Origin of the sequence: Mesorhizobium sp. LjRoot246 (assembly GCF_964254115.1) — a bacterium.
GTDB lineage: Bacteria > Pseudomonadota > Alphaproteobacteria > Rhizobiales > Rhizobiaceae > Mesorhizobium.
In genome coordinates, this window is sequence record NZ_CAXUSN020000001.1 from 6018038 (window position 1) to 6031307 (window position 13270).

At 59.7% G+C, this 13270-nt stretch carries 15 protein-coding genes; 7 read left to right on the forward strand and 8 right to left on the reverse strand.

All coding sequences use genetic code 11. From position 1 onward, the window contains the following. Window positions 1–140: 140 nt before the first annotated feature. Window positions 141–887, forward strand: a complete 747-nt coding sequence (locus ACSQ3L_RS29190) for a hypothetical protein (protein ID WP_436163061.1) — start codon at window positions 141–143, stop codon at window positions 885–887. Continuing rightward, window positions 884–1573: a hypothetical protein gene (locus ACSQ3L_RS29195; RefSeq protein ID WP_436163062.1), complete on the forward strand. Its 690-nt coding sequence runs from the start codon at window positions 884–886 to the stop codon at window positions 1571–1573. The genes ACSQ3L_RS29190 and ACSQ3L_RS29195 overlap by 4 nt, the downstream gene beginning before the upstream one ends. 267 nt (window positions 1574–1840) lie before the next feature. On the opposite strand, the gene ACSQ3L_RS29200 is transcribed toward ACSQ3L_RS29195, so the two are convergent. Together ACSQ3L_RS29200 and ACSQ3L_RS29205 are read right to left on the reverse strand one after the other, a co-directional pair. Further along, the gene (locus ACSQ3L_RS29200) at window positions 1841–2953 is read right to left on the reverse strand and encodes a DUF1501 domain-containing protein (RefSeq protein WP_436163063.1); all 1113 of its coding nucleotides are present in this window, start codon (window positions 2951–2953) and stop codon (window positions 1841–1843) included. Beyond that, on the reverse strand, window positions 2944–4311 hold the full coding sequence (locus ACSQ3L_RS29205) for a S8 family serine peptidase (protein ID WP_436163064.1): 1368 nt from the start codon (window positions 4309–4311) through the stop codon (window positions 2944–2946). Before ACSQ3L_RS29205 ends, ACSQ3L_RS29200 begins: the two co-directional genes overlap by 10 nt. A 137-nt stretch (window positions 4312–4448) precedes the next feature. Between ACSQ3L_RS29205 and ACSQ3L_RS29210 the strand changes: the two genes are divergently transcribed. Continuing rightward, complete coding sequence (locus ACSQ3L_RS29210) at window positions 4449–5030, forward strand: hypothetical protein (RefSeq protein ID WP_436163065.1); 582 nt, start codon at window positions 4449–4451, stop codon at window positions 5028–5030. Between the two features lie 12 nt (window positions 5031–5042). On the opposite strand, the gene ACSQ3L_RS29215 is transcribed toward ACSQ3L_RS29210, so the two are convergent. Continuing rightward, window positions 5043–6794, reverse strand: coding sequence for an adenylate/guanylate cyclase domain-containing protein (locus ACSQ3L_RS29215; RefSeq protein ID WP_436163066.1), 1752 nt, complete (start codon window positions 6792–6794; stop codon window positions 5043–5045). A 133-nt stretch (window positions 6795–6927) separates the two neighbouring features. Here ACSQ3L_RS29215 and ACSQ3L_RS29220 point away from each other — a divergent pair, with 133 nt between their 5' ends. The 4 genes from ACSQ3L_RS29220 to ACSQ3L_RS29235 all read left to right on the forward strand — a co-directional run bounded on the left by ACSQ3L_RS29220 (window position 6928) and on the right by ACSQ3L_RS29235 (window position 10083). Then, complete coding sequence (locus ACSQ3L_RS29220; RefSeq protein WP_436163067.1) at window positions 6928–8178, forward strand: YcaO-like family protein; 1251 nt, start codon at window positions 6928–6930, stop codon at window positions 8176–8178. Between the two features lie 240 nt (window positions 8179–8418). Continuing rightward, window positions 8419–8706, forward strand: coding sequence for a hypothetical protein (locus ACSQ3L_RS29225; RefSeq protein ID WP_436163068.1), 288 nt, complete (start codon window positions 8419–8421; stop codon window positions 8704–8706). Window positions 8707–8900: 194 nt separating this feature from the next. Next, window positions 8901–9560 (forward strand): L,D-transpeptidase, encoded by a 660-nt coding sequence (locus ACSQ3L_RS29230; protein ID WP_436163069.1) that lies wholly within the window; start codon window positions 8901–8903, stop codon window positions 9558–9560. A 10-nt stretch (window positions 9561–9570) separates the two neighbouring features. Then, window positions 9571–10083 (forward strand): OmpA family protein, encoded by a 513-nt coding sequence (locus tag ACSQ3L_RS29235; RefSeq protein ID WP_436163070.1) that lies wholly within the window; start codon window positions 9571–9573, stop codon window positions 10081–10083. Window positions 10084–10234: 151 nt separating this feature from the next. Here the strand turns inward: ACSQ3L_RS29235 and ACSQ3L_RS29240 are convergent, their stop codons facing one another. Genes ACSQ3L_RS29240 through ACSQ3L_RS29260 form a run of 5 tightly spaced genes read right to left on the reverse strand, consistent with a single transcriptional unit; the run spans window position 10235 to window position 13258 of the window. After that, window positions 10235–10591, reverse strand: a complete 357-nt coding sequence (locus ACSQ3L_RS29240; protein WP_436163071.1) for a TetR/AcrR family transcriptional regulator C-terminal domain-containing protein — start codon at window positions 10589–10591, stop codon at window positions 10235–10237. Between the two features lie 37 nt (window positions 10592–10628). Further along, window positions 10629–11207, reverse strand: coding sequence for a GFA family protein (locus ACSQ3L_RS29245; RefSeq protein WP_436163072.1), 579 nt, complete (start codon window positions 11205–11207; stop codon window positions 10629–10631). Continuing rightward, a complete protein-coding gene (locus ACSQ3L_RS29250; protein ID WP_436163073.1) occupies window positions 11135–11500 on the reverse strand; it encodes a VOC family protein in 366 nt (121 codons plus the stop codon). The genes ACSQ3L_RS29245 and ACSQ3L_RS29250 overlap by 73 nt, the downstream gene beginning before the upstream one ends. Before the next feature lie 54 nt (window positions 11501–11554). After that, entirely contained in the window at window positions 11555–12292 is a 738-nt protein-coding gene (locus ACSQ3L_RS29255) for an SGNH/GDSL hydrolase family protein (RefSeq protein WP_436163074.1), read from the reverse strand. Between the two features lie 36 nt (window positions 12293–12328). Next, window positions 12329–13258 carry an RNA polymerase sigma factor gene (locus tag ACSQ3L_RS29260; RefSeq protein ID WP_436163075.1) on the reverse strand — a complete coding sequence of 310 codons (930 nt, stop codon included), beginning with the start codon at window positions 13256–13258 and terminating at the stop codon, window positions 12329–12331. Between the last annotated feature and the right edge of the window lie 12 nt (window positions 13259–13270).

Below are 13270 nucleotides of genomic sequence, written 5' to 3' on the forward strand. Positions count from 1 at the left end.
CTGGCTTTGTACGGTCGCCACCGCGACGAAGTGGTCCGCTTGCTTCGGGTCTCCGGCTTGCAGTGCTGTTATGCACGATTCGAGTAAAATCACCTCCAATTCGAGTAAATTCACATCCAATCCAATTACAGAGTTGCCACATGATACCAATCTACATCGGGTATGATCCACGCGAAGCCCGAGTTCTGGACGTAGCGCGGTGGAGCGCCTTCCGGCGGACAAGCACGCCGCTGGAGATACAGCCACTCGTGCTCAGAGAGCTTGAAGCTCAAGGAATCATGAAGCGGCCGATGGAGATACGTGACGGCAGGCTCTGGTGCCCGATTTCCGAGGCACCGATGGCGACGGAGTTTGCCATATCGCGCTTTGCCGTTCCGTTCATGCGGCAAGGCGGCTGGGCCATGTTCTGCGATTGTGACGTCTTGTTTCTGAAGGATCCGGTCAAGCTGCTCGACCTGGTCGACCCTTCCTACGCGATTATGGCCGTCAAGCACCGGCAACGCGAATCCGAAGCGGTCAAGATGGACGGACAAACGCAGATGTTCTATCGCCGCAAAAACTGGTCGTCGGTCGTCTTGTGGAATTTGGATCATCCCGCCAACAAAAGACTGACCAACGAGATGCTCAATACGTGGCCCGGACGCGACCTCCACGCCTTCAAATGGCTTGAGGACGATGAGATCGGGGAGTTGCCTCTGGCCTGGAATTACCTCGTCGGGGCTTCGGCTTCCGAACTCGATCCCGCCGATGTCTCGCTGGCCCACTACACGCTCGGCGGTCCCTGGTTCGCGGGCTGGTCCGGCGCGACGCAATGGGACGAATTGTGGAGCAGAGAAGAGAGCATTCTGCGCGCGTTTGAGGAAAATGCGATTCAGATCCCCGTATGAAAATGGCGCTTTCGGACCTCTTGCCAAAGCCAGTTCTTCGCTTGCCCAGCGGCACGGGTCCCGCATTGGTGATGGGATCGGCGCCGAATTTTCGCCTCCCTGAGCGGCATGATGCCGGTTGGGCGCTTGTGACCATCAACGCTTCCCAGCTTTTGGCGGAAACCTTCGGCCTCTCCGCTCCTGATATCGCCCTCATCCGCCGCGGCATTTTAGTCGGCGACAGCGAGCAGGATCTTTATAAGCGTGATTTGTTGAAAGGACGGCAGGCAAAGCACCTGATCGTCCCGGTTTGGCCTGATGTCGAGGACAAGTTGAAAGCCGGTTGCCGCACCTTCAACTATCGTTATGACACCTTGCAGGCGCTTACCAAATGGCAGCTTGCCAACATCGTCTGGCGGGTTAGCGGCAAATATCATGTGTCCCGCGGCTGGCACCGGAAAATCTCCACCGGCGTTTTCGCGATCACGCTGGCGCGTTTCGCCGGTTTCGCTCCTGTTGTGGTCAGCGGGTTTTCCCTGTCCCAAGCCGGGCATGGATACGACACCCGAAATGCCTTTCGATATCATGTCGACGAAGATGCGGATTTGCTTCGACGGATGGTGAGAAGAGGTGAGCCAATCTACGCCGAGGATAGAGACTTCGCTGCGGAAAGTGGCTTGCCCTTATGGCAGGGACAGATGCAATGATGGCGAGGCCGAACGACGACAATGACTAAGGACTTGAGGCTTCGCCTTTGAGCTGCTTTCCTTTGCTGGTTATCGGAAGGGACAATCCACAGTAAAAGACAGGGGGATTTCTTGGGAAGTCCGCAATAGGGCGGACCATCCCGAGCCTTTCAACGAAGACGACCGTGCTCCGATGTTGAGAGATATCCCTTAGCCGAAACCGTGAGTTAGCGAAAGGCAGCCAAGCAAGAGGACATCGCGCTGCTACGCGTTCTTGCGAAGGATGCATCAAATCCGAAACAACCCCTTAGTTGTTTGAAGGCCCGACGCGTTTGGAGCGACCATCGCCATTGCCTGGCTTGAGAGCCCAAGATGGTCTTTCAACACCGCGTTGACGATCGAGCGGACATCGGTGGTGACCGCTAAATCGGTCACCTCGTGGAGCTGATCTGGCGCTAATCCGGGCCAGCGACCCGCGATCCGCCCCCCGGCTATCGCACCACCCATCAAGAACGCTACGCTGGCGCCACCATGGTCGGTGCCGCCTTGCTCGTTGAAGTGGATAGAGCGCCCGAATTCCGTAATGCCGAGCACAACGGTTTGATGCCAGATCGCGGCTGCTGCTTCCGAGAAAGCGACGACGCCACGCGCCAATGTCCCAAGGGTCGCCGAAAGACGCTCTCCCTGAGCAACGTGGGTATCGATGCCGTCCAACTGCAGCAGGGCCACGCGCGGACCGTCCGGCCTGGACAGCGCCTGCGCCGCGGAGGTCGCCGCTGCGGCAAAGCTGGCGGCACTCAGCGCATGTCGCCGTGCAAGCAACGTCTGCACCGCGTCTCCGGCTGTACCAGACGCCTCACCGAGGCAAAGGCGGGCGATGTCAAGTCCCGGATTGGCCAATACAAGATCGAAAAGCACATCATTCGAGAGGTCGGCCGGCGCTGGACGCCAGATTGGTTGCCTTCCCTGCGACAGCACCGAAGCGGCTCTTCCTGGCCAGCCAAAATCGCCGCCGTCGACATCGCCGTCGAACAGGACCCTCTGCGCGACGCCATGCGATTTCCCGATACCCGGGATGCCCGTCGCGGGCAGGATCAGCAGTTCGCCGGCCGAATAGAACGGAGCAAGAGGTTCCAGCGCCGGATGAAGCGCAAACAGCGGATCAAGCTTCCCACCGTCGTCGGAGACGTCAAGTTCTCTCGCCCTGCCTCGCACTCGCGGGAAATCCGGATCACCATAGGGCGGCAGCGCGGCCAGCGCATCAAGTCCGCCCCGAAGGTGAACGACCAGTAGTCGCGGGTGGCTGTCGCCAGAAAAAACCGCCGAAGCACGCCCTGCGCTCGTCCCAAACAGCGAGGCAAGACCTAAACACTGGAGGGCCGCACGGCGCGTCAATTGCATGTCGGATAATCCGGATCAGTGACGTCCGACTTTCCTGCCGTCGAATATCCAAGCTGATCGGCATTTGGGATCACGCTCTTTTTGGTCGGGACCTTTGGCAAATTCGCAGGGTTCCGAGCCAGCAGTCCTGCCAGAACTGGAGCGGCAAAGGATGTCCCCGAACAGATATTCTGTCTTAGCTTGTGATTGTCCGTGCTCCGCCAAAGCACCTGGATGCCAACGCCGGGCTCGGACATGGCCGCGCCAAAAGCGCCGCCATTCCAAAGCAGATCACACCAATCGCCTGAAACGGTGCTGCACGCGCCTGTGCCGGTGGTGCCGGCCTTTATATATGTGCTATCGGATGCCGAGACACTTTGGATGAAGCCTTGCGTCGGGTTTGGAGAAACGTATTCCGACGCATTCGCCGGGAAAAAGGATTGTACCCACGACGGCTCGTCGTCTTCCTGCGCATTGCCCGCCGCAATCACAATGCGGACCTGCTTGTTTGCGATCTCAAACAGCAGCTTGTCCATCTGACCAAGCAGGTCTAACTGGCCACCCTTCCTCGCGGTCTCCATGAACTGCGCGCCCCAACTGATGTTCAGGATTTGGCCGGCGGACGCGTTATCACGAACATATTGCAGGGCGACAAGCGGCGGTCCGACGATCTTCGACTTCTTGTCCTCAAATGCCTTGACAATCTTGAGCGGCACACCGGGGCTGACCCCAACGATGCCAAGGTATTGACCGCTTGTTCCACTTTGCACACGCATTCCACCAATAATGCCTGCAACCATCGTGCCGTGACCTTGATGGTCTGGCACGCCGATGACCTTGCTGCATGGAGTGACCATACAGTTGATCCGTTCCGAAATATTAAGAAGCCCGTTTGTGACGACGTCGTCGTCGATACCACTATCGATGATCCAGACCGCGGACCCGTTGGTCACAGGACTGGGCGACCCGATTACTCTGCAAACGCTCGGCGGCACCAGCTTGTCACCCATCACAGGCTCTAGCCGACGGCGTCCTTCGCAAGCGCCATCCGCGAACAGGCTTACTTCAAGGGAGTCCGGTTCCTGATACCCCTCCGATCGAAGCTTGTCAGCTTCCTCGTCGGTAAAGCTTCCAGTGACCAGGCTAAATCCCAGGTCCGGCATGTCGACAGCCTGCAGTGCTTCCCCCAACGGATTGATCTTGTTCAGGTTGGCGATGCTCGTTCCAAATATGACCTTGTCCGCAAGTGGTGCGACGAATGTACGTTGCGTAACTTGTGGCTCGCCGGGGGCTTCGTCCGCGTACACAATAGTGGGCGCGGAAAGAATGGCGGCGAGCTGATATGTAATGATAAAAGTCACAAGCCAGGCGAGCTTCATGAATCCCTACCGTCCGCTGGTCGACTGGCTGACAGAATGCTCCCAATACCTCTATCTGTCCACGGCAACCTCCTTGCCGCCAAAGAAGAAGCAGCCTAGGTTGTCTCGCACGCCTCAAAGCGCGGGGAGCAACGCTTGTGCCCAAGGTGAAACTCAAGCCAGGCCGACAGGCCCAGGAGATTGGCGCGGCGCTCGTGGGGGCTTGGCTAAAGGCTTTGCCGCCCGCGTTCACGGCGACTATATCAGCAGTAGGTTCGACCGGCCCTTTGAGTATAACCGTCAACGTGGCGAACGCATTCATGCTCAATGACGTCATAGCTCTGCGCACTAAAGACAGGACCGGCGGCGTTCGAAGTGTGATGGTAGGACCGATCACCACGGGCACTTCGGGAAAAACCTTTCGTGTAGTTGATCTTGCCGGTGTCGATATCGACTACAAAGGCAAAAGTTTGGTGAATGGCGTGGTGTCGAAAGTAAAAGACTTGAATGACGCTACTCTTCGTAGCGAAGTCACTATTGTGCTGGAGCAAATCGTCGACGCGAAAGTGAAACTGGTGTGCGACGCCCCAACGGAGTTGACTGTAGTCCTACCAGCCCTGCCGGAAGGCGTCGTCACGCGAGAGGATCTGCTGGATTACCTAGGGACGTACCACAACAACGCACAGGGTCGGCACTATCATGACGAGCTTGCGTCCGCGGTCCTTTTCGGCTGCCGATAGCAAACTTCAATTTCAGTCCGGTAACCCTGCGGCGAGCAGCCCCTTGAACAGCGTGGCCCGATCCTCCTCCAGCCGATAGGGCTCCTTGGCCACAAATCGACGGCAAGAAAAGCTGGGCGTACCCGCCAACACGCGAGCCGCATACAACTTTGCGTCGCTGTCCCGGCCAAGCACCGAGCTCGAAGCGGCCATGTAGGCGGTAACCCATGCCGGCATTGTCGACGAACGGCTCAAAGCGACCAGTGCCGACTCGGGCCGGCCCGCAATGAAGTGGACGATGCCGCGAAACGGCCAATACCAGGATGGTTCGTAGAGTGGATCGAGCACCTGCGCCCGCTCGAACCATTGCATGGCGCGATCCGGCTCGCCGCCAAATGTGTAGAGGGTGCCGAGATAAGAAACCTGCTCGGGATCGTTCGGATTGAGGTAGAGGGCTCGTGCGTAGAGTTGCGCGGCGACGTCGAAGTCTCGCAAGTGCAGCAGCACCCAGCCGAGAATGTTGAGGCAAACCGGATCGTTGGCGGAGAGCGCCACCGCCTTCTTGGCGATTGCATGCGCCTCGTCGAGCAGGGCATCCGAAGGTCCCATGTCGCGAAACCATTCCAGCTGCTTGTAGTGAGCCAGCTTGGCGTAGGCGCGCCCATAGGTCGGATCGAGGTCGATGGCGCGCTGATACCATTGCCTGGCTTCCGCTTCGGACGCGAGGTCGCCTAGCGGCAGGGCATTGCCGCGAAGCACGCACTCATAGGCCGCCAGGTTGGCCGGCGGCTTGCGTCGCGCCTTCTCAGCACCCGCTGCCTTGAGCCGCCCGATAACTGTGCCCACGATCTTGCGAACCAGTTCGTCCTGCACATCGAATATGTCCTGATCGTCGCTGTCATAATGCTCGGCCCAAACGTCACCGCCGGACGTGGCGTCAACCAGTTCGCACGACAGGCGGATGCGCCTCCCCATCTTCCGGATTCGCCCCGCAAGCTCGAAATCGAGCCCGATTTCCGAGACCAGCTTCGGCAGGTCCACATCCTTGAGCCGCATCGAGGTATGATATGACGCGACGGAGAGCTGCGTGAACCGCGTCAGCTCGGTGATCACGTCTTCTGTGAACCCTTCGCTGAAATAGGGTTCCACGCCGCCGGTGCTGACAAATGGGCGAACCAGGATCGATGGCCTGTTCGAGCCCGAAGTCTCGGCGCCGATGCTCTGAGAGGGGCCGTCGGGTCTGTGAATAAGCGAGTAGACTGCTACGGGTCGGGGAATGTTCTTGAGCTGAAACTCACCGCAATATTCGAAGGGTAATTGCAGCCCTCCACGGACCTCCTCATGGACTTTTGCCGAAAGGCAAATGCCTCCGGGGGCTGCAATCTGTTCAAGGCGTGCAGCCACGTTTACCCCGTCGCCGAACACGTCTCCATCGCCGTCGACGATGATATCGCCGAAATTAATGCCCATTCGAAGCAACAGACCGGGCAGCGATCGCTCGGGGCTTGCGAGATAGGCCTGAATAGCCACGCCACACCGGACCGCTTCGACCGCGCTGAGGAACTCCGCAACGACTCCGTCGCCGGTGTTCTTTACAACGCGGCCATCATACTGATGAACGTAGCCTGGGATCTCGTCGTGCATCAGCGTTCGGACGCGGGTGAACGTGCCTTCCTCGTCTTCCGCCATTTGTTGCGAATAGCCGACCACATCGGCGACCACGATCGCAGTCAGGCGTCGCTTCAGGGTGCCGTTGCTTACGGCTAATCCATACTTTGGGGTCAATCCATACCTCGGTCGGACGTCCGAACGTACTTTAGCACATTTGCATGATGCTATGGCGCATGACAGCGTGTAAACTGCTGCACGAAGAGCGTCGGACGTACGACAGAGCGAAATCCGTTCAGAAGCGCTCGCAATGCGAAAGATCCGCACATTCGAGGTCTGCGTGGGGTCGAGTCTTCTCTATGGCCCGGTGGTGATCTCGGACCCATTGCTCGGCTGTCCTCTCACTGTGGCGGCCGGCCGCGTTCGCGCCGCCAGGGATGGCGATGAGAGCGCTTACTTCGTGTCTGGGTGGGGCACGACAGTCGAGCAGGCGCTGCAAGGCTGCCTTTATGAGGCGGACGAGACCTACTTCGCCCAGATCGTTCCCGAGAGGCGAATTCTCCGGTTGTGTGCCAATGCGATTGATGGGCGGGTCGTCGAGCCGCCCAGCATCCTTCTTTTCAGCGAAGAGCAATATGACCGGCGAGAGGCCGGGAACCGGCAGCCCACACCCCGCAACACGGTTCCGGCCCGCTGGGATAGATCCGCGCCTGAAGACTGGATCCTGAGTGACGACAAGCTCGGTACGGAGCAAGCCTGGGTGCCCGCGGGGCTGTGTTTCCTGGGATATGATCCCGGTGGCGAGGAATTATCTCTGCCGGCTGCCGACTCGAACGGACTTGCGCTGGGGATCAACCCTGAGGACGCTGCGATGAGCGCACTTCTCGAGCTGATAGAGCGAGATGCGACCTCTATCTGGTGGTACAATCGACTTGTTCTGCCTCGAATCGATCCGAAGTCGATGGCAAGCGACACCGTATCTTCTTACGAGGATTGGCTTCGGCGCCGAGGTCGCGAATTGCGGCTTCTGCGACTTACGTTGGATCTGGCGGTGCCAATAGTTGCGGCAATCTCCAGCGACAGTTCCGGCCGTTGTCCGGCGATGGGGTTTGCGGCAGGCGCATCGTGGTCAGCGGCTGCCACAAGGGCGGTTGGCGAGCTTGCTCAATGCGAAGCGAACCTTGCTCTGCTCTCCCAACAGGCGCGGCAACAGGCAACGACCTTCTTTACGCCCGGGGCGTGGCAACTTTATCGCTGGCACCAAGAGACGGATCTTGGGCTGTGTCCATATTTGCAGGGTGGGAATAGCGGCCCTGCCTGCGCGGATGAATCGACACTTGACTACGCCTCATGCGTCAAACTCTGCCACGAACGAAACCTGGGGATATTCGCCGTCATCCTGATGCAGGATGAGCAGCGGTCCCTTGTCCGCATTTTCGCTCCGGGCTTACGTTCGACCAAACCAAGGTTTGGTCCGGGCAGGCTCTATTCTGTTCCAAGCACTCTTGGCCTCAGGCCTGCGAGCTCAAATCCCATATGCCGAGACCCTTTCCCGTTTTAGCGCCGAAACCAAAGCTGCTGCAAAGTTCCAATTCGGGACCGAACACCGGGGGGCATGCTCTACCGCTGCAGCTTCCTTAAAGTGGCCATTCCGCTGTCGGCCCCGATTGAGGCGTTCATTACCTCGTCGCCGTCGTTCAAATTTGAGCTTCCGCACTCATGCTTTGTCGAGAGTATCTCCGTAGGTTTTAGCCGTTCTGAACCGCCGTCGGCGACGATGACGACGAAATAGGAGAACGCAATGGCTCGCAATCACGTTGAACGTCTTGGAGAGTTCAGGGAAATCTTGGTCGCGACTCGACGCGAAGGAGTGCGTAATGTGCACCATACTCGCGACGCAATGCGGGCAAGTGGCTTCCAGATCGGGGACAGCGACGGCTCCAGCTACGGAGCCGAGCTGAAGGTGCTCCAAGAGGAAATTGAGGCAGTCGATCGCGCTATCGAAGACGAGAAGCGGTTGGCCCTGGCCCTCGAAAGCGCGTCTCAATCCCGCCGACCAACTAAACCGAGAATCGTGAAGGGAACATAGAGTCAGGTAAGGCCTTGGCGCCGTCGCGTCGATCGCCTTCTGTACAGTGTCTGGCTCGCCGCCGCCGTGGTGCAGCGCCCTAAAAGCGGACGTTTCGCTTTCGGCTGACTGAAGCAACGCAGCATTTTCCATTTTGAGGCGAAATAATTCTCAACTATGGTCCGCCAGGCTTTAGGCATGGGGGAATATTGCCGATGGTTTTGTCACGCAGGGGTGTCGTGCTTGGCGGTCTGGCGCTGGTCGCGGTGGGTGCAACCAGCAATATTGTTCAAGCCGCGGCGGCGAAATCCTTTTTCGCCGGTACCGCCAGCGACAACAATTTTGTCTATCGCAAGACCAACTTCGCCAAGATCGACAAGAGATGGCATCGCCAGATCGTCAAGTATTTCAGCAGCGAGCCGGTCGGCACCGTCGTGGTCGATACCCGCCACCATTTCCTCTACGTCATCATGGAAAACAAGACCGCCATCCGCTACGGCGTCGGCGTCGGCAAGGACGGCTTCAAATGGTACGGCCGCGCGACGATCGACCGCCGCGCGCTGTGGCCGCAATGGGTCCCGCCCCCCGAAATGCGTAAGCGCAAGCCGGAGCTACCGGACATGATCGCAGGCGGCGCGTCCAACAATCCGCTCGGGCCGCGCGCGCTCTATCTGTACCGCGACGGCGCCGACATCGGCTACCGCCTGCATGGCACGCTGGAGCCATGGAGCATCGGCACCGACGCTTCCAGCGGCTGCATCCGCATGTTCCCGGAAGACATCATCGACCTCTACCAGCGCTGCCCGATCGGCACCGCGGTGGAGGTCCTGCCGCACATCGCCGACCAGGCGCCCGCTTCCACCACTGTCGAATGATTGGCGCCTCATGAACCGCATGATTGAAAACACGCGCCGGCTGCTCGCCGCCGGCCTGCTGGTGCTGACCGCATCCTGCTCGACCAGCAACACGCTGGCCCCTTCCACGCCCGACATCACCAACGCCGAGATTGCCGGCTTCCAGAACGTGCAGCCGGGCAGCGAGGAGGATTTTATCCTCAATGTCGGCCGCCGCACCTATTTCACGCAAGGTTCGGCCGCGCTCGATTCTGTCGCCAAGGCCACCCTCGACACCCAGATCGCCTGGTTAGCAAAGCATCCGCGCTGGCTGCTCAAGCTGCAAGGTTTCGCCGACGATCCCGGCGCAAGTGAAACGGCGCTGTCGCAGCAGCGCGCCGATGCGGTGATGGACTACCTCGCCGCCGGCGGCATAGACCGCAACCGCATGTGGGCCAAGGGCTACGGCAAGGACAGGCTCGTCCGCGACTGCCCCGACGCCGCCTGCAGGTCGCAGAACCGCCGCGTCGTGTCCAATTTGCGCGATGAGAGGGACGAGTCGTAGGGGGCTGCTGTTTTGCTTGTCACCAGATCAGAGTCTCACACGCGACGGCGGCATGGTTGCTTTGCGCCTCATGTCTGACATTGCGATCAGTTTTGCGACCACCTGAAAGCGGACATCGCGTCAACCAGGCTGGAGGTCGCCGTGGCATGCCTCACTTGCCATATGACGCAAGGAACACGCGCACGCCGGCTGCGGCGTGTCGTCGAAGCTCCGCCGGTTTCGGAATTGAATCGTCACCCAACAGCATGGCCCTGTTCAATGGCTCGCCCATGATCAACCAATTGAACCGGGAAGCGGCGACAGCCGGATCATCGATCGCAAGTAGTCCACGATCGGCCAGGCGTTCAAACAACACTGCCATCGCGGCCATTGCACGCCTGGGTCCATCATCAAAGAGAGCCCTCGCCAGCTGAGGCAAACGGCCGACCTCGCCAATCACCAGCCGGCGCAGCTGCATGACGCGCGGCGTGAGTACAGTGATAAGCTGTCGGTACGCATCGCGCCGCATCTATCTGAATGTCTTATCGCGCAGGCTGGCGGCCGGTTTATCGACCTAGCAACATCGCCAGGCGCGATGCGAGAAGCTTAACAACGAACCCTGGGGGATAGCCCCGGTGGCTCGGCACGTCGTCGGGAAGGACAACGCCATGCGGTTTGAACTTCGTGCAAATCCGCAGCTGCAGTGGCGGGAGTTCTCCGCGAAACCGAGCTCTGTATGCCGAGACCCAATGCGGACCTTTATCGAAGTTCATGAACATCGCCGAATTGCAACACGTGGCGATAACCCTATTCGTGACCGAAACTTCCTTAAGCTTATAACCCTTCAGCAGTTCGGCCCCCTTGGAGCACTCGATACGGTCCTTTCGATAGAGGATGTATGCGGTGCCACCATCGGGATCGCGTATGGCGCCAGTACCTGGTAAAGCTTCGATCTTGTCAGCTCCCTTCTGACAGTCGTCGCAGTAGCAGACGCTGCTCACGATCGGCCTGCCAAACGCTTTGAGTTCGACGCCACCGCAAGAGCATGTTGCGGTCATGATGGGTGAGTGCGTCATCTGCTGGTGATCATCATGCGATTGCCTTCGCTGTCTCGAAACTCCGCGATCGTGCGCCCCGTTTGCCATGGCGCGGGGCGCGGTTCTGTTATGATCTCGGCGCCTCGCGATTTGAGTCTCTGGACGGTGACTTCGATTTCGTTGTCAACCAGCACGAGGACGGACCCCTCAGATGGTGTTTCGTCCTTGCGCCTTAGGAAGTGGAGGGTGGTATCGGCTCCTGGAAATCCGAGTTCGATCCATCGCCACCCATCATTGCCCATTGGCTGATCGGCCACGACGCGGCAATTCAAGTGATCGATGTAGAACGCCTTGGCGCGTTCCTGGTCGAACACCGGCAGCTCCGCGAACTGAATGTGCATCGTCGATCTCCCCATTGCATCTCGGTCCATCGGATACGGCCTTGCCGCTCAGGCTCAGGCCTCAATGAACTTCTGTGCGCGATCCGCAACGAGCCGCCCGGCGCGGCTGTTCAAGTGCACGTCGTCACTGTGAAACAGCCAGCCGTTTCTGCGGGCGACCTCGTCCGGATGCTGCCGCAGCACCAGTACGCGAAAGGCATCGCGGTAGAACGGAAGAAAGTTGAACGCCGTAAAGGCCCGGCCAGGCGAGGCGCGGATCGCCTCGCTGATCGCCTCGTGAACCGGGATATAGAAGCAGCGTTCCTCGTGCGCGACGGCGGCCACGATCGCAGAATATTCCTCGATCCGCCGGTTGAGCTCGCTCTGGAACGGGTCGTCCGAATCCGGTGCTTCTCCTATCGGAGGGAGCGAGCAAAGGCCGATGTCCGCCGCCGTCTCGCGCTTCAGCCTGCGTGCTATCTCGGTCAGATTCTCATGAAACCAGTCAGGCGACGGCGTGCGAGGGAGGCGCTTCCAGAACGCAAAGGACCGCCGCACTTTGCGCGACACGAGTGCGAGAACGTCGTTCCCGCCGACCCAGACGATGACCTTGCCGGGACGACAGGCGAGCACGTCCGGCAGCCGCTGCCGCGCGTTATAGGCCAGGTCGCCGCCGACGCCGAAATTCCGGAATTCAAATTGCCCGTTGCCCGGCCGGCGGCGGAGCTCGGCGATCCAATCGAATGCCTGGCCCTTGCCCGCCGTGCTGCTCGATCCGAGGCAGGCCACGATTTTTCGTTGAGAACTCACCATCGTAACTCCGCCAAGCCAGAGTGAGAAGTCGTCGCGTCATGCTCTTCCCAAAACGGCTGGCCCCGGCGTGAGTTTCAAGTCGGACTCCGAGGCGTTTTCCAACATCCATGGGCAGGCATAATAGTCTTCGATGCAGTCGATGACGCGACCGGTGACATGGACACGAACCGGCCACGCCACCTGCCACTGGTCGCCTCGCTGGAAGAGCACGAGCAGGACGGGTTCTCCATCGATCGCCCCGACCTCCATGATCCACGTCTCCGGGTTTCGTTCGTATTCGACGAAATAGGGAGAGCTTCTGAGCAGTCCATCGAAGCAGTCGGCGACCCGCAACCGGGCGTCGGCGCTGGTCAGGCCCCGCACGCCCTCCCAGTCATGGCGATTGAAGAGGTCAACATAGCGCTGCAACAGCCGCGCGGTGTCGGGATCAAGCGGATGGCTCGGTTCGCCAATAGGTTCAGCAGGCAAGTCAGCGAGCTTCGCCCGTCCACGGGAGAGCGCGGATTTGACGCCGCCAACCGTCGAGTCCACGAGTTCCGCGGTCTCTTCCAGCGAATAGTCGAACACATCCTTCAAGAGCACGCAGGCGCGCTCCTTGGGCGGCAGGTGACCGACCAGCCGTTCGATGGCGTGACGGGCATCGGTCGTCGCCGGCTCTGCAGCGACAACGCCGATGTCGTCCGAATAGGTGCTTTCCGCGCGCTCGCGCGCATGGCGCCGCCTCAGAAAGTCAATGCAGCGATTGTGAGCGATGCGAAACAACCAGGATTTCAGCCTGCTGATATCGTCGAGGGTCTCGATCTTGGTGTAGGCCTCGAACAGCGTCTCCTGCATGAGATCCTCACCGTCGAGCCGTGAGCCGGTCATGCGGGTGCAATAGCGATGCAGTTGCGCGCGGGTGCCCGACACCGTCTCGAGGAAGGCTCGATACTGCGCGTCGAATAGGCCGATCGGTCGCTCAGGCATGTCCTTCACCTG

Bases quoted from the DNA above. Each gene is read 5' to 3' on its own strand.
- ACSQ3L_RS29190 (WP_436163061.1), top strand. From the start codon at position 141: ATGATACCAATCTACATCGGGTATGATCCACGCGAAGCCCGAGTTCTG.
- ACSQ3L_RS29195 (WP_436163062.1), top strand. From the start codon at position 884: ATGAAAATGGCGCTTTCGGACCTCTTGCCAAAGCCAGTTCTTCGCTTG.
- ACSQ3L_RS29200 (WP_436163063.1), bottom strand. From the start codon at position 2,953: ATGCAATTGACGCGCCGTGCGGCCCTCCAGTGTTTAGGTCTTGCCTCG.
- ACSQ3L_RS29205 (WP_436163064.1), bottom strand. From the start codon at position 4,311: ATGAAGCTCGCCTGGCTTGTGACTTTTATCATTACATATCAGCTCGCC.
- ACSQ3L_RS29220 (WP_436163067.1), top strand. From the start codon at position 6,928: ATGCGAAAGATCCGCACATTCGAGGTCTGCGTGGGGTCGAGTCTTCTC.
- ACSQ3L_RS29225 (WP_436163068.1), top strand. From the start codon at position 8,419: ATGGCTCGCAATCACGTTGAACGTCTTGGAGAGTTCAGGGAAATCTTG.
- ACSQ3L_RS29230 (WP_436163069.1), top strand. From the start codon at position 8,901: ATGGTTTTGTCACGCAGGGGTGTCGTGCTTGGCGGTCTGGCGCTGGTC.
- ACSQ3L_RS29235 (WP_436163070.1), top strand. From the start codon at position 9,571: ATGAACCGCATGATTGAAAACACGCGCCGGCTGCTCGCCGCCGGCCTG.
- ACSQ3L_RS29240 (WP_436163071.1), bottom strand. From the start codon at position 10,591: ATGCGGCGCGATGCGTACCGACAGCTTATCACTGTACTCACGCCGCGC.
- ACSQ3L_RS29245 (WP_436163072.1), bottom strand. From the start codon at position 11,207: ATGGCAAACGGGGCGCACGATCGCGGAGTTTCGAGACAGCGAAGGCAA.
- ACSQ3L_RS29250 (WP_436163073.1), bottom strand. From the start codon at position 11,500: ATGCACATTCAGTTCGCGGAGCTGCCGGTGTTCGACCAGGAACGCGCC.
- ACSQ3L_RS29255 (WP_436163074.1), bottom strand. From the start codon at position 12,292: ATGGTGAGTTCTCAACGAAAAATCGTGGCCTGCCTCGGATCGAGCAGC.
- ACSQ3L_RS29260 (WP_436163075.1), bottom strand. From the start codon at position 13,258: ATGCCTGAGCGACCGATCGGCCTATTCGACGCGCAGTATCGAGCCTTC.